The following is a 19189-nucleotide window of genomic DNA, read 5'->3' as shown; positions in this document are numbered from 1 at the left end:
CTTCCTGGAGAACACCATGAATCGTCTCCCCGCCCTCCTCATGGCAACGGGCCTCGCGCTCGGAGCGATGACGCCCGCCCGAGCCGCCGAGCCGCCCCCCGAGTTCGGCACCGATTGGGATGACCCCCGCACCGCGGCCCCCGCGGTGGAGAAGCCCGCGACGACCTCGTGCACGGTGAAGATCGTCGACGAGAAGTTCGATGACTTCACCCCCTACACCAGCACCTTCACGCCGCCCGCGGACTGCCCCGGGCCCTGGAACAAGGTGGTGCTGCGCATGGAAGGCAAGGTCCAGGGCGTCCAGTACGACCGGCTCGGGCACCTGGAGGTGGGCGGGGTCACCATCTTCAAGACGTCCACACCCGAGCCCTCCCGGGACGGCATCGCCTGGTCGGTGGAGAAGGACGTCACCGCCTACGCCCCGCTGCTCTCCCGGCCCCAGTCCATCTGGATGTTGATTGGCAACGTGGTCAACGAGACCTACACCGGCGTGCTGGACGTGCAGGTGTACCTGACCTTCTACCAGGCGAAGGGCCGCTACAAGCCGGCCGACACCGCGAGCGACGTGCTGCCCCTGACCAACCCGCGCCGCGAGGGCAGCGCGCTCGTGGGAGAGGTGACGGTGCCCGCCAACACCGAGCGGCTCGTCGCCGAGGTGTACGCGACCGGCTCGGGCGGAGGCTGCGAGGAGTTCTGGTACTTCACCGTGCCTCCCGTCGTGCCGTACTCCTGCCCCGCCGACTCGGGCCCGTACCGCGAGGTGCAGATCGAGGTGGATGGCAAGGTGGCTGGTATCGCCATGCCCTTCCCGCATGTCTACACGGGCGGCTGGTCCAACCCCTTCCTGTGGTACGTGCTGCCGGCGCCGCGCGCCTTCGACATCCGCCCCATCCGCTATGACCTGACCCCGTTCGTCGGACGGCTGACCGACGGCCAGCCGCACCAGCTCGCGGTGCGGGTGCTGGGTGTTCCCGAGGGCCGCCCGGGCTGGGACCTGCCCACCCACGTGTTCGTCTGGCGCGACCCGCGGAGCAAGCGGGTCACCGGCGAGCTGACCGAGCATTGGCTCGGCGCGCAGACCAACGACTCGACGCACGCGCTGGTGGACGGCTGGAACCAACTGGACACGCGGGGCAGCCATCGCCTGCGCGTCTCCGGCTACCTGTGGACCTCGCACGGCCCGGTGGTGACGACCGTCGAGCAGTCGGTGTCCAACGAGAGCCTGCACCGCTGGATGGGAGACCAGGAGAACCCCGATGCGCTCACCGCGACCTGGAGCGACTCCAGCACCGTCACGGTCTTCGACCGCGGCCTCATCCCCATCGTGAGCCGCTCCGACAAGCTCTTCACGCTCGATGGACGCATCGGCCTGTCGCCGGAGAACCGGCTCACCACGACCATCTCCCTGCACGATGAGGAGGACGCGCGCACCACCCGGTGGCCGCTCACGCTGGAGCACCGGAAGCTGAGCGATCTCTATACCGGCGAGGCCGCCTACAACTATGGAGTACCGCGCGCGCAGCGCAACGCGGTGGGCACCTCCACCCATCGCTATCGGCTGACCGGGGAGCGCGGCGACTGCTACGACCGCTCCATCTCCACGCGTAACGGCACCGTTACCGAGGACGTCCAGCACTGCGATTGATGGACGCGGGATGACGGGGCATTTGAAGCGAAGGGCGAGGTGAATGGACCGTTTCGATGCGATGCGCGTCTTCACGCGCATCGTCGAGTTGGGCAGCTTCACGAAGGCGGCGACGGACCTGGGGTTGCCGCGCGCGACCGTCACGCTCGCGGTGCAGCAACTGGAGTCCAGGCTCGGCGCCCGGCTGCTGCACCGCACGACGCGCGAGGTGAGCGCCACCCCCGAGGGACAGCTCTACTACCAGCGCTGTACACGCGTCCTCGCGGAGGTGGAGGACGCGGAGGCGGAGCTGGCGCAGGGCGCGGGCAAGCTACGGGGCAAGGTGCGGATCCACATGGTCGCGGGAATGGCGGCGCACGTCGTCATCCCGGCGCTGCCCGACTTCCACGAGCGCTATCCACGGATCGACGTGGAGGTCGGCACCGGGGATCGCGCCGTCGACCTCACGCGGGAGGGCGTGGACTGCGCATTGCGTGCCGGTGTCGTGGATACGCCGCACCTGGTCGTGCGGCGGCTGGTGCCGATGCCACAAGCCACCTGCGCGAGCACCCTCTACCTGGCCCGGAGGGGCGAGCCCCGCTCGCTCGAGGCCCTGGAACAGCACTGGGCCGTCAACTACGTGGAGGCCTCCACCGGCAAGCCCTACCCGCTGGACTTCGTCGTGCGCGGCGAGCTGAAACAGGTGACGATGAACGGCGTCCTGACGGTGATGGACTCGGAGGCGTACATCTCCGGGTGCCTGGCGCACTTCGGGCTCATCCAGGTGCCGGCCTATCGCCTCAAGACCCACATGGCGAACGGACAATTGCGCGAAGTGCTCGCGAACGCCCGCCCGCCGCCCCTACCGCTCTCACTGTTGCACCCCTACCAGCGGAAGGTGCCACCGCGCGTGCGGATCTTCATGGATTGGATCGCCGCCCTCTGCGCGAGGCGGTTCGGCGCGGCCGCCGGGGATGCACCCGCCGAGGACTGACATGGGTTGTTGACGAAACGTCACATGGCGCATGCGCCGGATGGGCCACCGTCCCTCGCTTTCGCCTCAGAACGCGAGGGACACGACATGCGTGGATGGAAGCTTCCAGTCAGTGGTGCGTTGGCGATGTGTTTCCTGGTGGCCGCGGGGTGCGGCTCCGAGCGGTTCGACGAAAGCGGCGCGGAGACGGAGTTCCCCTCCCTCTCCCAGGGGCTGACGAGCACGTCGTTCCAGGACGGGGTGTCTCCCTCGTCGAGCTACGCGGGGACCCGCGACACGATGATCGAGGAGGAAGACGCCAACGCCAACCACGGCTCGGCCACCAGCCTCTCGGCGAGCGGTGACACTCCCGCTGGCAGCGGTAACGAGAACTACATCCTGCTGCGCTGGGATGTCTCCAGCATCCCGGCGAATGCCGTCATCCGCTCGGCCTCCATCGTCGTGACGGTGTCCGACAAGGCGGATCAGAGCTACGACTTCTACGAGCTGACGCGCGATTGGAACGAGAGCCAGGTCACGTGGGAGCAGGCGGACTCCAGCCAGGACTGGACGTCGAATGGCGCGGATGGAGCAGGTGACCGGAACACCACCTCGCTGGGCGCCATCAGGGCCTCCGCCACGGGGACCTACACCGTGACGCTGAACGAGCAAGGGCTCGAGGTGGTGCGCAGGTGGGTGGCCACCCCGTCCAGCAACCACGGGGTCATCCTCGCCAACAAGGACAACGACAACCGGCTGGAGATCCGCTCGAGCGAGTACTCGACCAAGAGCGCCCGCCCGAAGCTGACGGTGTCCTGGGAGGTGTCCAGCGGGGATGGAGGAACGAATGGAGGGAGCGGCTCCGACGGTGGCACGGACGGAGGGGCCCCGGTCGCGGGGACGTACAAGGGCACCTGCGACGGCTCGGGCGGGGTGTGGCTCGACTCCACCCACTTCCTGAACTTCAACGACGAGTCCCAGACCGCGCGCGTCTTCTCCCAGGGCTCGGGCACCACCGCGGTCCAGAGCAAGGAACTGAGCAGCGCGCTGGGTCTCTCGTCCTCGGACGAGGCGGACTTCGAGGACGCCGCGCGCGTGGGCAACCGCGTCTACGTGACCACCTCCCATGCGCGGAACAAGGACGGGAAGCTCGAGACGTCGCGCTACAAGTTCTTCGCCCTCGACGTCTCGGGCACGGCCCCCACCGCCTCGTTGCAGGTCGCGGGGACGTCGTCGAACCTGCTGCGGGACATGCTGGAGGCATCCAACTGGACCGTCCCCAACACCTCGGTCATCTCGCTGCTCAAGGAGCGCTCGCGGCTGTCGGAGGCCACGGTGCCGGAGCTCGCTCCGAAGGTGAATGGCACCAACATCGAGGGGCTGGCGGCACTTCCCACCGGGGAGCTGGTGCTGGGCTTCCGCAATCCACGCTCCGGCACGAGCGCGGTGATGGTCACGCTGACCAATCCCGACGCGGTGGTGACGGGTGCCACGGCCCGGTTCGGTCAGGCCATCCTCGTGAACCTGGGAGGCCAGGGCATCCGGGGCATGGCGTGGTCCGAGGCCCACCAGGCGATGCTGCTGCTCAGCGGGCCCTCTGACGAGAGCAGCGGGCCCTTCGCGCTCTGGCGGTGGAGCGGCGTCGCGGGCAGTGCTCCGGTGAAGGTGATGGACCTGAGCGCGCCCTCGAACTCCGCACCGGAAACGGTGATTCCGTCCCCCGCCAGCAAGTACGTGCGAATCCTGTTCGACATGGGCTCGCACCTGATCGGCGGGACGGAGTGCAAGGACACGTCATCCTCCACTCAGTCGTTCAGCGATCTGATCGTTCAGGTGGACTGAACGCAGGCCTCCGCACGCGGGCTGGCGCGCCCTCCGAGCCATTGCCTCCGAGATTCTTGCGCGAATCGAAAGACTGACTTCAGGGTGGCGTGCGTTTTTCCGTGGGGGGCAGGAAACTAGATCACTTCCTGTCAACGCGTCCCACGGAGAACCGACATGCCCCTCCAGACCCCGAGCAATACAAACAAAGTCGTCATCATTACCGGTGCCTCGCAGGGCATCGGTGCCAGCCTCGTCAGGGGCTATCGTGAAAAGGGTTGGCGCGTCGTCGCCAACTCGCGTTCGATCAAGCCCGGCACCTTCGGTGATGATCCGCAGATCCTGACGGTGGAGGGGGACGTCGGTGACGCGCGGACCGCCAGGAAGCTCGTCGCCGCGGCCGTCGAGAAGTTCGGACGCGTCGACAGCCTGGTCAACAATGCCGGCATCTTCATCGCCAAACCCTTCACCGACTACACGGCCGAGGACTTCACCAAGAAGCTCGGCGTCAACGTCGCGGGCTTCTTCTACGTCACCCAGGCCGCGATCGCGCGATTCCTGGAGCAGGGCCATGGTGGCCACGTGGTGAGCTTGACCACTTCGCTGGTGGATCAGCCGCTCGCCGGCGTTCCCTCGGTGCTCGCCTCGCTGACCAAGGGCGGCATCGATGCGGCCACCCGCAGCCTCGCGATCGAATACGCGCCACGGGGCATCCGCGCGAACGCGGTCTCGCCCGGCATCATCCAGACGCCGATGCACGCCCCCGAGACCCACGCGGCGCTCGCCAGGCTCCATCCGCTGGGCCGCATGGGGACGATCGACGAGATCGTCCAGGCCGTTCTCTATCTCGAGGACGCGAGCTTCGTCACCGGAGAGACCCTGCACGTCGACGGCGGTCAGCATGCCGGTCACTGGTAACCCAGCACGAAGAGGAGAACTTCCATGCCTTACATCAACGTCAAGTTCACCAAGGGCAGCGCGACTCCGGAACAGAAGGCCCGGATCATCGAGGGCATGAGCAATGTCCTGCGGGATGTGATCGACAAGGCGCCCTCGGCGACCTTCGTCGTCATCGACGAGGTCGAGCACGAGAACTGGGGGGTCGGAGGCCTGCCGGTGCTCGAGTACTGGAAGCGGACGGGAAAGACCGCCTCCGCGAGCGAAGAGTCCTGACCGTCCACGATTTCGCGCGGACGCGCTGCCGGCGGGTCCAGCGCAGGCAGGTGCGGCCGTCCCCGTCACGTAGCCCCCACGGAGCATCGCGCTGGTGCGAGGTCAACCTCTTTGCCACCATGCGCGGGCTCGGCCTGGAGCCCCAGTGTCCGAGCGCAGGGGGAGTTCCATGAACGGGAGATTGGAAGGCAAGGCAGCGCTCGTGACGGGTTCCGGCTCTGGCATCGGTCGCGCGACGGCGCTGCTGTTCGCACGCGAGGGGGCACGGGTCATCGTCTCCGACGTCAACGTCCCCGGAGCAGAGGAGACCGTGGCGGCCATCCGGAAGAAGGGGGGCGAGGCGCGCTTCATCCGCTGTGACGTCTCGAAGTCCAGCGAGGTGGAGGCACTCATTCGCGGCACGGTGGAGGCGTTCGGGCGGCTGGACTGCGCCGTGAACAACGCGGGCATCTCCGGGGTCATGGGCCCCACCGGGGACTATCCCGAGGAGGCCTGGGATCGGATCATCGCCACCAACCTCACGGGGGTGTGGCTGTGTATGAAGCAGGAGATCCAGCAGATGCTGAAGCAGGGGGGAGGTAGCATCGCCAACACCGCCTCGGTGGCGGGACTGGTGGGCTTCCCGATGGCGCCGGCGTACACGGCCGCCAAGCACGGCGTCGTGGGTCTCACGAAGACGGCCGCGTTGGAGTACGCGAAGGCGAACATCCGCATCAACGCGGTGTGTCCCGGGCTCGTCCGTACGCCCATGATCACGGACACCACCAGCAAGAATCCGCAGATAGAGCAGGCGCTGATCGCGGATGAGCCGGTGGGCCGCATGGCGGACCCGGAGGAGATCGCCGAGGCCCTGGTGTGGCTGTGCTCGGGCGCGGCCTCCTTCATCACGGGCGCCGCGCTCCCGGTGGATGGAGGAGTCGTCGCGCGCTAGTCCTCCAACGTGCCAATGCCTTGCATGCGCGGGTGAGTGGGCCCGCCACCACGAGCCGCGCTCCCAGCAGCCAGGGAGCGCGGTTTGCTTTTGAGACCCAACCTGAGCAGGATTACAATCTTTCCATGAATACTCTCGTGGATCGCACTGCCGTGGTGACAGGCGCGGCCAGCGGTATTGGCAAGTGTCACCTCGCGCTCGTGGACATCAATGGAGAGGCGCTGGAGCGCGTCCGCGCCGAGCTGGCCCTCCCCAATCGAAAAGTCTCTCTTCACGTCGCCAATGTCGCCGATCGCCCCCGCATGCTCGCCCTGCCCGAGGAGGTGCTCGCCGCGCACGGGCACGTGCACCTGCTCGTCAACAACGCGGGGGTGTCGGTGGCGGGCCGGTTCGAGGACGTGTCGCTCGAGGACATGGAGATGGCACGGCTGTCACCAGAGCTGTCTCAAGAGGTGACCGCGAGGCTGTCCCAGCGCATGCCCTTCTGAGCAGCTCGGGGTCACGGGTCGGACCCGCGCCTTCATCGGCATCGGGGCGGTGCTCTTCGCGACGGTGGAGGTGAATACCCCCTCCTGTAACCTCACTGGGCTCGAACAGCCGTGTTCGGGGCATTCGCGCTCGCCGTGAACCCGCAGGGACTCCGCGTGGCCCATCACTCACACGGAGTGGATCGCGAACGAATGCCCTTGAACCAGCGGTGATGCCGCAAGGTGTCGCAAGGCCTCTTCGCCGCGTGCCCCCCTCGGTCAATTGTGGAAAATACACCTTTGGCCTACTGCGTTATCAGGCAAAAACCGGAAAACAGACATTTTGTTTTTGTCGCCATCAGGAAACATTCTGGAGGCCATGTACGATAATCTTTAATCCTCGCTTCGCCTCGAACCGGCTTCCGCGCCCCCGACCATAGGAGTCAAGTCATGCCCGGCAACAACATTGGTAACCGGCAGGGTCTGTCCTCGATGATGGCCCGGGCGCGGGCGGCGGTCCGGACGAACGCGACGCCGACCAGGCCCCACCACCCGGACGCGCCGGCGCATGAGGGGGCGCGCAGCCTGGACGCCGGCAACAATGCCTCGAGCACGGCCCCCATCCGCCACCATCACGAGAACACGAAGGCGGAGTTGCCCCATGAGAAGCATCGGCTGAAGCGTCGCGACGAGGGGCTGGCGCCAGGTGCGCACCAGGTCAACTCACCCCAGGTGATGGCGTCCAACAACTTCCCGGACGTCAGGGTGAACGGCGAAATCGCTGGGGCCGTGGTCAAGGCGACGGAGCTCGGCCACGGCGGCCTCTCCCTCAACAGCAGCAGCGTGGACCCTTCCGTCCCCGCGAGCTACAGGTCTGACCTGACAGAGCGGCTTGGGGTCAGCCCGGACTCGTACAACGGCGCGGCGAACACCAAGGCCGAGTATGGCGTCGAGAGGCAGTCGTATATCCACAAATTCAAGGGCGCCAAGGGCGACCCCGGCTACAACAACGTGGTGTTGAACGAGCGCAAGAAGGGCTACGCGTACGTCAACGAAAAGCGGGACGGTCAGCTCGCCCTGGAGGCCGCTGGCGAGCTGGCGTACACCGCCGCCGCGGCGCGGACGGAGAACCGCCACGAGGGCAAGTACGGCAAGACCGATTGGAAGGCGGGCGTCGAGGGGCCCTTCGCCAAGATGGGAGGGGAAGCCGAGCTCAGGGCGAGCACGAAGAAGGGCCAGGAGGCCCTCGCCGCACATGCCAAGCTCGAGGTGTCCACCGGCCTCTTCAACGCCAGCGCGGCGGTCAATCACAAGTTCGGCAGGCACCTCGACGTGGGCGCGCATGCCTTCGCGCAGGCGAGCGCCTCCGCCGCCGCCGAGGCCTCGGTCGTCGCTGACAGGAATCAAGGGACCTATATGGCCAAGGTCACGAACGCCAACATCGCGGGCGTTCAAGCGGGTGTCGGTACCTCGCTCAAGGTTGGACCCTTCCAGGGAGACTTCACGATCGCGAAGTTGGGAGGCGTGGGTTACGTCTTCAACGCGGGGGGTGGCGTGAATCGAGGGGTCGCCAGCACGGTGTTGGATCTCGGCGGGGCGTTTGGTCCCGGAGGACGGATCCGGGCGGGCGTCAGCGTCGACACCGTGGAAGCACTGGACCCGATCCGCGATCTGCGCAACCGGAAGACCAATCCGAACTACAGCCAGAAGGTCCGCGACTACTCCAGGGCGCCGACCCTGGAGGAGCGCGGGCAGTACCAGAGGCAGATCGCCGCCGAGAACCAGCTCTTCGAGGCCGCGTGGGCCGGCAACGAGAAGCTCAAGAAGGACAAGGCCCCGACGATTCAGCTCAAGAACGAGCTCCCCGAAGTGGCGACCGGCAGCCTGGGCATCGATGTCAGCAAGATCGGCACGTGAGCGAAGCCGGGGGCGGAGTGCCGCGGAAGCCCTCATGAGCAAGTGAACGCAGGAGCCGTGATGTCATCTCTCGGGGAATTGTTGGCGCGAGGCAACACGAAGCAGATCTCGGACGAGGCGACGCGGCGGCTGAACAAGGATCCCAAGGATGGGGAAGCCCTGCTCGCGCTCGCCAGGGTGGCGCTGCTGGAGGGCAATGACTCCCGGGTCATGGCCCTGTTGCAGCAGGCCGCGCCCCTGGCCGACAAGCAGGAGTTGGCGCTGGTGCGGGGTGCCCTGTCGCTCAAGCGCCAGGACTGGAAGAAGGCCCGGGAAATCTATCAGCCGTTCGCCACCCAGGAGCCCGTCCGGTACAGCGGTCTGTTCGGCCTGGGAGTGTCCCTGCTCGAGCTGGGGCAGGCCAAGGAGGCCCGTGAGGTGCTGGAGCGCGTCGTGGCGCAGGCGCCCCCCGACCCCTCGTTCCATCTCGAGCTGGGCCGCGCGTACATGCTCCTGAGCCAGCCCCGGTCCGCGGTGCATCAGTTCGTGCTCTGCCTGCGTCTGGACCCGAAGCAGGATCGCGCCTGGTTCTTCCTCGCGAACATGATGGGGAGTCGGGGCCGGCAGCGCCGCGCCGAGTCCATGGTGATCCTGGGCCTGTCTCATACGCCCGAGTCCCCACTGCTCCTCGGACTGGTGAAACAGGATGCGGCCTCGGCCGACGCCGCCCCACCCTCCGCTCCAGCCAAGGGCGTTCCGGCCAGGGGTCTGGCTCCCGCCCGGACTTCCGCTCCGGCCCAGCCTCCCCTTCCGGTGGACGTCAACTCGGAGGAGTACCCGGTCGCCCTGGGCACGCAGATCACGGCGCTCATCGAGCGCGGCCAGGCTCGCGAGGCGCTCAGGCGCGTGCGCGAGGCCCAGGCGCAGGGGGTGCGCACGCTGGGCCTCAAGCTGATTGAGGGCTGGGCGTGCGAAGCCCAGGTCCCGCCGGACGTGAAGGGCGCCATCCGCGTGTATGAAGAAGCGTGCGAGGCGTTTCCCACGCACTGGATGCCGAGGAACGCCCTGGGCGTGCTCCTGATGCGACAGGGCCTGCGCTACGGACCGGACTCCACCTATACGAAAGACGCCATCAAGGCGCTCGAGGAGGCCGTACGGTGCGCCCCGGAGGAGGCCGAGCCGCGCTTCAACCTGGCGCAGGTCTACTTCCAGGGGACGCGGTTCGCCGAGGCCGCCACCGTGGCCCGGCGGCTCGTGGAGGAAGTGAAGACCTCCGACCCCGTCATCCACGGGCATGCCTCGAAGTTGCTCGAGGTGCTCGAGCACAAGCTCAACAAAGACAAGACGAAGTAGAGCGCGCCGCTTCAACCCCAGCGGGACCACCGAGCCCGGAAGAGCTCAGGGGCTCTCGATGGAGGGATTGCCTGGCCATCCGCGCACCGCGTCGCGGGTCACGGCCTCCTCTCCGAGCAGGGACACCACGAGGTGCTCCGCGCACCAGGTGAAGTCCCGCTGGAGCGCCTCGGGCGTGGTGTCGAGCAGGTATTGGGAGTAGCGCTCCAGATCGGTGAGCGGCCAGCCCCGGCCCCGGGTGGAGAGCACCGCGTGCGCCAGGGCGGAGGAGGTCCCGAGTGACAGCGCGCGCTCCTGGTTCACCTTGCGGCGTGCCGCATTCAGCTCCACCTCCGTCCACTTTCCCCGTGACAGGTCCTCCAGCGTCTGGCGCACGGCGGCGAGCGCGGATGCGAGCCGCGCGTTCTCCACCGCGCCCTGGACCTCCAACATGGCGGCACCTCCCTCGAGCACCATGCTCTGGCCATGCATGCCGTAGCTGGGGCACCCAGCGCGGCGCGCACCTGCTGATGCAGACGTCGGCTCGCCAGCTGCGCCATCAGCTCGTAGCTCGCCTCGGTGGCGGCATCCGCGGGTGGCAACGGGCAGCCCCAGGACACCCACGTCTGGGTCGCTCCCGGGTGAGCCGTCAGCAGGAGCCGCGCCGCACGCGCGGGGCCCGTGACGGGCGGCGGCGTGAGGGAGGGCTCGCCCTTGGGCCCCGTCCATCCCGACAGCCAGGTGCGCACCTGCTTCTCCGCCTCGTCCAGGTCCAGCTCGCCCACGATGGCCACCACCGCGTTGGCCGGCCGGTAGGTGCGCGCCAGCCAGTCCTCGATCTCCCTCTCGCCCACCTTCTGGAGATCCGCGGCGAGCGCCGAACGTCCATAGGCGTGCTCGGGGTAGAGCGCCGCCTCGAAGGCCCGCGCGGCGCGCGCCTCGGGCCGGTTCTCGGTCTTCGCGAGGTACGGAAGCACGTCCCGCCGGAAGTCGATCACGTAGTCGGCTTCGGTCCCCAGCGAGGACAGCTGCTCGGCCATCATGGCGAGCATCGTTCTCCAACCGCAGGGTGCGGAAGCCCGCCACGGACGGCATCGGCGTGAGCGGGACCTGGCCCAGCACCTCCTCCTCGAGAGCCAGTGCCGTGGGCAACCCGCTGGCCGGGGCCGCTCGGGAGACGCCTCGCGACGGACGCACCATCACCTTGCGCGCGCGCTCGCGCCGCAGGTAGTCGTAGCCGAAGCGGGAGATGCGCGTGGCGTCCACCTTGGCCACCCCCGCCAGCGCGCGCGAGTAGGCCCGCGCATCGAGCGAGAAGTGGGTGAGGGCCGCGCGGCTCAGGGCGCGCTCCAGCACGTCCTCGGCCTCGAGCGCCATGCCCGTGAGGACGGACAGCCGATAGTCGAGCCCGTTGCGCGCCGCGATCCCTCCGTCCCAGAAATGGGTCAGCTGGTTGAGCACCCGCTCCGCCGACGAGTCCGGGTGCTCGCCGTTGTACAGCACCACCCGCACCACGAGCAGCGAGGCATGCTGGCCGGGGATGAGCGAGGCGTCGAGCCCCGCGATGTCCCCATCCTCCCGCACGGCCTGGGAGAGCACGCCGGGCGCGGCGCGCTCGATGAACTCCTGGAGCGTGCTGTCGTCGTCATAGCCGCGCGGCAGCGTCCAACCCAGGTACAGCTCGGGCGTGGGCACGGCGGCCTCGATCTCCACGAGGTCCGTGCGCGGGTTGAGGGGCACCGGGGGCGGCGCATCCGGCAGCCGCTTGTCCAGGGTGATGTTCATGAGCCCCGCGCCGAGCAGCCGCGCCGGCAGGTGCTGGGCGATGAGCTGATCCACCGTGGTGGGGTCCACGTCGCCCACGATCACCAGGGTGGTGTTCTCCGGCCGGTACTGTCCGCGCGTGAAGGCCTGGGCGTCCGCCAGGGTGAGCGCCGAGAGGCTCGCGTGATCGCCGATGAGGGGCCGCGAGTAGGCATGGTCCTCGGGAAAGGAAGGCGCGCTGGATGGCCGAGAAGACCTGGCCCACGAAGCGCGTCTCGTTGTGCTCGCGCAGTTCGTTGCGCACCACCTGCCGCTCCACGTCGAACAGCTCGGGGGTGAGGCCCTGGAGCGGATTGGACAGCCGCTCGCCCTCGATACGCAGCGGTTCGCCGAGCGACTCACGTGGGGCGAGCGCGTGGTACACGGTGGTGTCGAACGAGGTGAAGGCGTTGAGGCCACTCGCGCCCGCCGTCTCCAGCTGGCTCCAGCGGCTGGGCCGCTGCTCCGCGTGCGCGCGGAAGCGGCGCGCATCGGGAACTCTCCTCCAAAAGGCGGGTTCACTTGGAGTCACAGTAGCATCCACCCACGTACCAGGCACATGTTCGCTCCCCACCCTTCCTCAAGACAGTGAGAGGCTTGCTCAGGCCTGGGGGGCCGCCAGGAACTCCCGCTCATAGATGGCGTTCACCTTGTCCAGGACCTTGCGTCCCTGGCCGGTGAACTGGAGTTCCGTCACCCGGCCATTCGTCAGGAAGGCGCCCGACAACTCCGCGCGTGTGTCCACCGCCGCTTCGTACAAACGCGAGGCGCCCCGGCTGGGATGCGGGAAGAAGAGCTTCATGAGGGGCCTCAGATAGAAGGGAAGCCCTGATTGATTTCCACTCCTCAGGGTGTTGTTGCCTCCCGGGTCCACGCTCAGCAGCCGGATCCCCTCGGCGGCGGCCAGCGAGGCTCCCTCCCGGGTCCACAGGGAGAGCGCCAGCTTGGAGGCCGCATACGGGCCGAACAGCTTCTTGAACGACGCCGGGCGCTCCAGCGTGTCGGGATCGAACCGTTTGACGAACTTGAAGGCATTGGTGGAGGTATTGACGACGGTCTTCAGACTCCCCCGGCGCAGCTGCTCCTTCAGCTCCCTGAAGACGATGTAGGGCACCACCGTCTGCAATTCGTAATGCAGCTCGCGCCCCTGCTTGGAGAAGCCGAGCTCCGCGAAGCTGCCGCCCGCGTTGTTGAACAACAGATCGATCCTCTCCTCCCCCGCCTTGATCTGCTCCAGCGCGTGCCGCAGGCTGCCAAAGTCCGTGAGGTCGGCCTTGTAGACGCGAAGCCGCTTCGTGCCCAGGCTCTCCCGGATCAGCGCATCGTCCTCGGGGAACCCCGAGCGGATCAGGGCGATGATCTCCCAGCCCTCGGAGAGCATCCTGCGGGTCAGCTCGAGCCCGATCCCGGAGCTGGCACCCGTGATGAGCGCGGTTCGAGCCTGTCCTCTCGTCTCCATCATGAGCTCCTCGCTTTCGATGAAGCGGATGGTTCATCCGCTTTGGCGGGAATATAAACGAGTAGAAACGGATACGCAATCCGTTCGGATGAGACATCCGATTGGGCGGAATCCGGTAGGATGGACCCATGACGAAACGCGAGGAGCAGACCCAGGACGAACCGCTGCGCGCGGATGCGGCGCGCAACCGCGAGCGAGTGTTGGCGGTGGCCCGCGAGCTTCTCGCCCGTGGCGACGCTTCACTGCAGATGAACCAGATCGCCCGGGCGGCCGGGGTGGGCGTGGGCACGGTGTACCGCCACTTCCCCACCCGCCAGGATCTGCTGGAGGAGCTCGTGAACGAGCACGTCCTGGCCCTGCTCGACCAGGCGCGCGCGGCCGAGGAGTCCGGCGAGCCGGGACCCGGTCTGCGGCGCTTCCTGGGCGCGGCCCTGGACCTGCTGCTGGCCGACGTCGGGCTCGCGGAGGTCCTCAACGCGCCCCGGGATGCGAACACCCGGACGGCGCGGCTCAAGGCCGAGCTCGTCGGGGCGACGACCCGGTTGCTGGAGCAGGCCCGACGGGCCGGGAGCGTACGGGCCGAGCTGGGCGTCGACGACCTCCAGCGGCTGATGTGCGGCATCGAGCACGCGGTGCGCATCGGCGGAGGGCGGCGGGAACTGGCCGAGCGCTACCTGGACGTCCTGCTGGACGGCCTGCGCCCGCCACCGTCGGGCCGCGCGCGCGGGGGCAGTGGCAGGTGAGCCGGAGGGGCTCGCTCACCTCCGCGACCGCTTCGCCTCCTGGCCTCCTATCTACCCACCTCGCCACCCGCCAATGTGCCCCCATTTTTCCCTGGGCCTCTTCCCGAGGCATTTGGTCTAATGTTCGAACAAACTCCTTCTCGCCCTTTTCTCACGTGCCACCTTCCGGACATGCAGAAGCCCTGACGGGCAATCAGAGCCTCATCAAGCGAATCAACAGTGCAGCGATACTCCGGTTGGTGAGACAGGAGGCGGGCCTGTCGCGGGCGGACCTCGCCAAGCGCAGCGGGCTGACGAAGTCCACCGTCAGCCTGCTGGTGCAGGACTTGATCGACGAGGGCTGGTTGTGCGAGTCCGAGGCGTCCGCCTCCAACGCCGTGGGCCGGCGCCCGACGCCCCTGCAGCTCGACCCCTCTCGCCTGGCGCTCATGGGGGCCGAGATCGGCGTGGACTACCTGAACGTGGTCGCGTGCAACCTCCAGGGGGAACTGCTCGGCTCTCGGCAGCAACCGTATTCGCCCTCGGACCTGGGCTCCACGCTCACGGCGCTTGCCAGGCTTATCGCTCAACAGGACGCTGCGCTGGGCGCCCAGGGCTGGCGCGTCCTGGGGATCAGCGTCGGAGTTCCAGGAACCGTGGATGTGCACGGTCATCGGGTAGGCGTGGTGCCAAACCTCGGTTGGCACCACCAGGACATCGAGCAGCCGCTGTGTGCGGCGTTGAAGAGAGCCGGCGTACGCCAATCGCCGGTGAAGGTGCTGAACGAAGCCAACGCCGCGGCGTTGTCCGAGTACGTCTTTGGCACTGGCGCCCAGACGAACTCACTCGTCTACCTGAGCATGGGCATTGGCGTAGGCGGGGGGATCGTTCTCGGCGATCGGCTCCACCTCGGTCATGACGGCACGGCAGGGGAAGTCGGCCATACGGTGCTGCAACTCGACGGACCACCGTGCCGGTGCGGTAGCCGCGGCTGCGCCGAAACCTTCATCTCACAACGGGCAGTCAGTCTTGACATCACGGGCACCCCAGACCCCGTGCTGCCAATCGGCGAACTGGCGCGTCGGGTGGCCGGGGGCGATGCGACGGCAGTGGTGGCCGCGCGTCGTGCAGGGCGCTATCTGGGCATGCTGATGCAGAACATCTGCAACATGCTCGACCCTGCAGTCCTCGTGCTTGGCGGCCCCATGGTACAGCTCGGCCCGGTCTTTCTCGATGCGGCCCGCGAGTGCTTCGCAGGGCTGCAGGCGCGGTATGCCTTCCACACCACCGAAGTACGGCACTGCCGCTTCGGCATCAATGCTTGCGCTGTGGGCGCCGCGGGTGCGGTGCTGCATGAAGCCCTGATGGCCTGACGTCATTCCCCCGCGGGTCGTCCAGGCCTCGGGCGAGCGCCGATGTGCTTTCACCATCGGCGGTGCACCAAGGAAATACAACCGCAGGTTGAATCGAGCACCACCACTGCCTCGGCGCGCTGCGTCAGCACCATCGGCACTCCTGAGGCGAACAGTCGTGAGACGTCCCCCCGCATTGGAGAGCAGCCAGCCCATCTGTTTAATGGTGCACTCCAGCTCCCCTCCCCCGGCCCGTGCGTGCCCACGGTCGATGGTTGCCACGGCCACGCAGGCAATGAATGACGCGCTATGTCGAATTCGCTAGCGACGGCACTCATGATGCGAGGAGGGAGCCCTCTGATGATTCCCATTATTCTCCTGATTGACGGGACTGGCGTTCGGCTCTATGGTTTGTTCATCCATCAAACCAATTCGGCGGGATCAACGCGAAGGCGCCAGGGGGCGCGCCAGAGGAGACGCACATGAGATTGAACCGCAGGGCCACCCTGTTGTGGCTCGCCGTCATGGCAGCCGTGCCGAGGGTCGCAAACGCAGAGAGCCTGGTGGTGGGCGTCTCCTGGTCCAACTTCCAGGAAGAGCGCTGGAAGCGCGACGAGGCCGCGCTCAAGGCGGCCTTGCAGAAGCTTGGTGCGAAGTACATCAGCGCCGACGCGCAGGGTTCCAACGAAAAGCAGCTGTCGGACGTGGAGGGCCTGATTTCGCGCGGCGCCAACACGCTGATCGTGCTTGCTTATGACTCCGACGCCATTCTGCCCGCTGTGCAGAGGGCTCGTCAGGAGAACATTCCGGTGGTGGCGTACGACCGCCTCATCCAGGACCCCGGGGTGCTGTATGTCACGTTCGACAACGTCGAAGTGGGCCGCATCCAGGCCCGCGAGGTGCTGAAGGTCAAGCCACAGGGGAACTACGCATTCATCAAGGGCTCGCCGACCGATCCCAACTCGGACTTCCTGCATCGTGGCCAGCTCGAGGTCCTGCAAAGCGCCATCCAGGCCGGAAAAATCAAGGTGGTGGGCGAGCAGTACACCGAAGGCTGGTCGCCGGAAGTCGCTCAGCGCAACATGGAGCAGATCCTCACGCGCAATTCCAACAAGGTCGACGCGGTGGTGGCCTCGAATGACGGTGCTGCTGGAGGCGCGGTCGCGGCCCTGAAGGCGCAGAACCTGACCGGAGTCCCGGTGTCCGGCCAGGACGCCGACATCGCAGCGCTGAACCGGATTGCCCGCGGCGAGCAGACGGTCACCGTGTTCAAGGACACCCGCGTGCTGGGCGAGGCGGCGGCCAATTTCGCGGTCGCGATGGCCAAGGGCACGAAGCCGTCGGCCATCCAGGGCGCGACCCTCTGGAACGGCGGTACCAGGAAGTTGCCTATTCCAGCGGTCTTCCTGAAACCGGTACCTGTCACGGCGGATAACCTCGACCACGTCCTCAACTCGGGTTGGGCCACCAGGCAGCAGGTGTGCGCGGGCGCGAGCGGCGCGAAGGCGCCGAAAGCCTGCAAGTAAGAAACCGCTCGGCCTCGCAGCGGCGACGAGCGCTGCGAGGCCGTCCCTCCCAGAACACGCCCTCGCGATGCAAATCCTTCTCCGCAAGACGGGCTTTGACCCGCGCTTCAGTTCAATGGTCCTGGTGCTGCTCATGGTCTGGGCCGTCCTGGCGGCTCTGACCGAAGGCACCTTCCTCACGCCGCGCAATCTCTACAACCTGTCAATCCAAACATGTGTGACCGGCATCATGGCCTGCGGCATGGTGTTCCTGATCGTAGCCCGGCAGATCGACCTGTCCGTGGGTTCGCTGCTCGCCTTTACCGGCATGTTGATTGCTTACAGCCAGGTGCAGTGGTTTCCTCCGGAAGCCAACTGGGGCTGGCTGCTGAGCATCGCGCTCGGCGTGGCGGCGGGCGTCGCCGTCGGGACCTTTCAGGGGTGGTGGGTCGCCTATCGCCAGGTGCCTGCCTTCGTCGTCACGTTGGCCGGCTACCTGATGTATCGCGGTGCGGCCTTCCTCGTCGCTGACGGGCAGACCATCGCGCCGCTGCATACCAACTACCAGGTCCTCGGTGGCGGCCTGTCCGGTTCGATCGGCGTGAGTTGGAGTTCGGCATTGGGCGTGCTCACCTGCATCGCCGTTGTCTGGCATCGCTGGCACGCGCGTCGCACGAGCGCCCGCTACGGCGCCGAACAGCCCCCGCTGTGGGCCGACGTGCTGCGGGTGGTGTTGCAATGCGGCGCGATTGGAGCGTTCGTCGCGGTGATGAACAGCTATGTCGGCTTCGATGAACAGCAGAACCGGGTAGGAAAAGGGATCGCGGTGCCGGTCCTCATCTTCATCGCCGTCGTGTTCGTGATGGGCTTCATCGCCGAGCGCACCCGTTTCGGACGCTACGTGTTCGCACTGGGCGGCAATCCGGAAGCCGCGTTGCTCTCGGGCATACCGACGTTCCGCGTGATGCTCTACCTCTTCATGCTCATGGGTGCGCTCGCCGCACTGGCAGCGATGATCACGACGGCGCGCCTGAATTCGGGGGCGAATTCGATGGGGCAGATGGCGGAGCTGTACGTGATTGCCGCGGCGGTGATCGGCGGCACCTCGCTCGCGGGCGGCGTGGGCTCGATCGCGGGTTGCGTGGTGGGGGCGCTGCTGATCCAGAGCCTGGACAACGGCATGGTGCTCATGGATGTCTCCAGCGCGAAGCGGCAGATCTTCATCGGCCTGGTGCTCATTGCCGCGGTGTGGTTCGACGTGGTCTACAACCGACGGAGCAATCGATGATTGGCCATGATGGTCGCCGGCCCCTGGTCGAAGTTCGCCAGGTCACGAAGCATTTCGGCGGCGTCATGGCCGTCGATGGAGTGAATTGCGACCTCTACGCGGGAGAGGTGGTGGGCCTGCTCGGCCACAACGGGGCCGGCAAGTCGACGCTCATCAAGATGCTGTCCGGCGTGTACCCCCCGGACAGTGGCGAAATCCTCGTCAATGGCCGGCCGATGCGTTTCGGGAGTCCGCGAGAGGCGCGTGCCGCGGGCATCGAAACCATCCACCAGACCCTGGCGCTCGCCGACAACCTCGATGCCGCGGCCAACCTCTTCCTCGGCCGCGAGCTGATGACACCGTGGAGGACCCTGAACACGCCCCGGATGAAGCACGAGGCGCGACAAATCATTCAGCGGCTGAATCCCCATTTCACCGAACTGCACAAGCCGGTGCGCGCGATGTCCGGTGGGCAGCGGCAAACGGTGGCGATCGCGCGAGCGCTCTACTTCAATGCGCGGATTCTGATCATGGACGAACCGTGCGCGGCCCTCGGCCCGGCGGAGACACGCATGGTGATGGATACGATTCGTCGCCTGAAAGCCGATGGTATCGGCATCTTCCTCATCAGCCACGACATGCCGGACGTCTTCGAGGTTTGCGACCGCGTGACCGTGATGAAGAACGGCAAGGTGGTGAGCACCGAGCGTGTGGCGGACCTGACGCAAGACGACGTTCTGAGCATGATCATTCTCGGTCGCCCGCCGCAGCGGCAGCACGCCAGCACGCTCCCCCAGGTGACGCCCACTTCCTCCGCAGCCTCCATTGGGCCCGCATGGGCCGACCGTGCTCGTTGACCGGGCA

16 protein-coding genes and 1 pseudogene are annotated in these 19189 nt (G+C 67.1%); 14 read left to right on the top strand and 3 right to left on the bottom strand.

Annotation, left to right across the window (positions count from 1 at the left end; all coding sequences use genetic code 11):
- The first annotated feature begins 16 nt into the window (after window positions 1–16).
- The 9 genes from CYFUS_RS20885 (at window position 17) to CYFUS_RS20845 (ending at window position 10238) form a co-directional block, all read left to right on the top strand.
- Window positions 17–1645: a peptide-N4-asparagine amidase gene (locus tag CYFUS_RS20885; protein WP_095986828.1), complete on the top strand. Its 1629-nt coding sequence runs from the start codon at window positions 17–19 to the stop codon at window positions 1643–1645.
- Window positions 1646–1688: 43 nt separating this feature from the next.
- Window positions 1689–2618, top strand: a complete 930-nt coding sequence (locus CYFUS_RS20880; protein ID WP_095986827.1) for a LysR family transcriptional regulator — start codon at window positions 1689–1691, stop codon at window positions 2616–2618.
- A gap of 87 nt (window positions 2619–2705) precedes the next feature.
- Complete coding sequence (locus CYFUS_RS20875; RefSeq protein ID WP_095992141.1) at window positions 2706–4439, top strand: DUF3616 domain-containing protein; 1734 nt, start codon at window positions 2706–2708, stop codon at window positions 4437–4439.
- 156 nt (window positions 4440–4595) lie between these two features.
- Window positions 4596–5336, top strand: coding sequence for an SDR family NAD(P)-dependent oxidoreductase (locus CYFUS_RS20870; RefSeq protein WP_095986826.1), 741 nt, complete (start codon window positions 4596–4598; stop codon window positions 5334–5336).
- 24 nt (window positions 5337–5360) lie between these two features.
- Window positions 5361–5591 carry a tautomerase family protein gene (locus tag CYFUS_RS20865; RefSeq protein WP_095986825.1) on the top strand — a complete coding sequence of 77 codons (231 nt, stop codon included), beginning with the start codon at window positions 5361–5363 and terminating at the stop codon, window positions 5589–5591.
- Between the two features lie 169 nt (window positions 5592–5760).
- Window positions 5761–6522 carry an SDR family oxidoreductase gene (locus CYFUS_RS20860; RefSeq protein ID WP_095986824.1) on the top strand — a complete coding sequence of 254 codons (762 nt, stop codon included), beginning with the start codon at window positions 5761–5763 and terminating at the stop codon, window positions 6520–6522.
- A gap of 125 nt (window positions 6523–6647) precedes the next feature.
- Window positions 6648–7010, top strand: coding sequence for an SDR family NAD(P)-dependent oxidoreductase (locus tag CYFUS_RS20855; protein ID WP_095986823.1), 363 nt, complete (start codon window positions 6648–6650; stop codon window positions 7008–7010).
- Window positions 7011–7439: 429 nt separating this feature from the next.
- Window positions 7440–8906 (top strand): hypothetical protein, encoded by a 1467-nt coding sequence (locus CYFUS_RS20850; RefSeq protein WP_095986822.1) that lies wholly within the window; start codon window positions 7440–7442, stop codon window positions 8904–8906.
- Between the two features lie 60 nt (window positions 8907–8966).
- On the top strand, window positions 8967–10238 hold the full coding sequence (locus tag CYFUS_RS20845; RefSeq protein WP_095986821.1) for a tetratricopeptide repeat protein: 1272 nt from the start codon (window positions 8967–8969) through the stop codon (window positions 10236–10238).
- A 320-nt stretch (window positions 10239–10558) separates the two neighbouring features.
- Here CYFUS_RS20845 and CYFUS_RS54580 read toward each other — a convergent pair whose 3' ends face one another.
- The 3 genes and pseudogenes from CYFUS_RS54580 to CYFUS_RS20835 form a co-directional block, all read right to left on the bottom strand.
- Window positions 10559–11257 (bottom strand): M16 family metallopeptidase, encoded by a 699-nt coding sequence (locus CYFUS_RS54580; RefSeq protein ID WP_420042711.1) that lies wholly within the window; start codon window positions 11255–11257, stop codon window positions 10559–10561.
- A 400-nt stretch (window positions 11258–11657) separates the two neighbouring features.
- Window positions 11658–12512 (bottom strand): annotated as a pseudogene (locus CYFUS_RS54575) (M16 family metallopeptidase); the annotation flags it as partial.
- A gap of 109 nt (window positions 12513–12621) precedes the next feature.
- A complete protein-coding gene (locus CYFUS_RS20835; protein WP_232537684.1) occupies window positions 12622–13482 on the bottom strand; it encodes an SDR family NAD(P)-dependent oxidoreductase in 861 nt (286 codons plus the stop codon).
- 125 nt (window positions 13483–13607) lie between these two features.
- Here CYFUS_RS20835 and CYFUS_RS20830 point away from each other — a divergent pair, with 125 nt between their 5' ends.
- From CYFUS_RS20830 to CYFUS_RS20810, 5 genes are all read left to right on the top strand, one after another.
- Entirely contained in the window at window positions 13608–14222 is a 615-nt protein-coding gene (locus CYFUS_RS20830) for a TetR/AcrR family transcriptional regulator (protein ID WP_095986819.1), read from the top strand.
- Window positions 14219–15574, top strand: coding sequence for an ROK family transcriptional regulator (locus CYFUS_RS20825; protein WP_269770253.1), 1356 nt, complete (start codon window positions 14219–14221; stop codon window positions 15572–15574). Before CYFUS_RS20830 ends, CYFUS_RS20825 begins: the two co-directional genes overlap by 4 nt.
- Window positions 15575–16035: 461 nt before the next feature.
- Window positions 16036–17079 carry a D-xylose ABC transporter substrate-binding protein gene (gene xylF, locus CYFUS_RS20820; RefSeq protein ID WP_198316659.1) on the top strand — a complete coding sequence of 348 codons (1044 nt, stop codon included), beginning with the start codon at window positions 16036–16038 and terminating at the stop codon, window positions 17077–17079.
- Window positions 17080–17146: 67 nt separating this feature from the next.
- On the top strand, window positions 17147–18346 hold the full coding sequence (locus CYFUS_RS20815) for a sugar ABC transporter permease (RefSeq protein ID WP_095986817.1): 1200 nt from the start codon (window positions 17147–17149) through the stop codon (window positions 18344–18346).
- Window positions 18343–19182 (top strand): ATP-binding cassette domain-containing protein, encoded by an 840-nt coding sequence (locus CYFUS_RS20810; RefSeq protein WP_095986816.1) that lies wholly within the window; start codon window positions 18343–18345, stop codon window positions 19180–19182. The genes CYFUS_RS20815 and CYFUS_RS20810 overlap by 4 nt, the downstream gene beginning before the upstream one ends.
- Window positions 19183–19189: the final 7 nt, after the last annotated feature.

This window comes from Cystobacter fuscus (genome assembly GCF_002305875.1).
Taxonomy (GTDB): domain Bacteria; phylum Myxococcota; class Myxococcia; order Myxococcales; family Myxococcaceae; genus Cystobacter; species Cystobacter fuscus_A.
Note: the sequence above shows the minus strand (reverse complement) of the source record. Positions and strands in the feature narration are given on the sequence as shown.

What these genes read in the sequence shown, in the direction of transcription:
- CYFUS_RS20885 (WP_095986828.1), top strand. Translation starts at nt 17, where the DNA reads ATGAATCGTCTCCCCGCCCTCCTCATGGCAACGGGCCTCGCGCTCGGA.
- CYFUS_RS20880 (WP_095986827.1), top strand. Translation starts at nt 1,689, where the DNA reads ATGGACCGTTTCGATGCGATGCGCGTCTTCACGCGCATCGTCGAGTTG.
- CYFUS_RS20875 (WP_095992141.1), top strand. Translation starts at nt 2,706, where the DNA reads ATGCGTGGATGGAAGCTTCCAGTCAGTGGTGCGTTGGCGATGTGTTTC.
- CYFUS_RS20870 (WP_095986826.1), top strand. Translation starts at nt 4,596, where the DNA reads ATGCCCCTCCAGACCCCGAGCAATACAAACAAAGTCGTCATCATTACC.
- CYFUS_RS20865 (WP_095986825.1), top strand. Translation starts at nt 5,361, where the DNA reads ATGCCTTACATCAACGTCAAGTTCACCAAGGGCAGCGCGACTCCGGAA.
- CYFUS_RS20860 (WP_095986824.1), top strand. Translation starts at nt 5,761, where the DNA reads ATGAACGGGAGATTGGAAGGCAAGGCAGCGCTCGTGACGGGTTCCGGC.
- CYFUS_RS20855 (WP_095986823.1), top strand. Translation starts at nt 6,648, where the DNA reads ATGAATACTCTCGTGGATCGCACTGCCGTGGTGACAGGCGCGGCCAGC.
- CYFUS_RS20850 (WP_095986822.1), top strand. Translation starts at nt 7,440, where the DNA reads ATGCCCGGCAACAACATTGGTAACCGGCAGGGTCTGTCCTCGATGATG.
- CYFUS_RS20845 (WP_095986821.1), top strand. Translation starts at nt 8,967, where the DNA reads ATGTCATCTCTCGGGGAATTGTTGGCGCGAGGCAACACGAAGCAGATC.
- CYFUS_RS54580 (WP_420042711.1), bottom strand. Translation starts at nt 11,257, where the DNA reads ATGGCCGAGCAGCTGTCCTCGCTGGGGACCGAAGCCGACTACGTGATC.
- CYFUS_RS20835 (WP_232537684.1), bottom strand. Translation starts at nt 13,482, where the DNA reads ATGATGGAGACGAGAGGACAGGCTCGAACCGCGCTCATCACGGGTGCC.
- CYFUS_RS20830 (WP_095986819.1), top strand. Translation starts at nt 13,608, where the DNA reads ATGACGAAACGCGAGGAGCAGACCCAGGACGAACCGCTGCGCGCGGAT.
- xylF (WP_198316659.1), top strand. Translation starts at nt 16,036, where the DNA reads ATGAGATTGAACCGCAGGGCCACCCTGTTGTGGCTCGCCGTCATGGCA.
- CYFUS_RS20815 (WP_095986817.1), top strand. Translation starts at nt 17,147, where the DNA reads ATGCAAATCCTTCTCCGCAAGACGGGCTTTGACCCGCGCTTCAGTTCA.
- CYFUS_RS20810 (WP_095986816.1), top strand. Translation starts at nt 18,343, where the DNA reads ATGATTGGCCATGATGGTCGCCGGCCCCTGGTCGAAGTTCGCCAGGTC.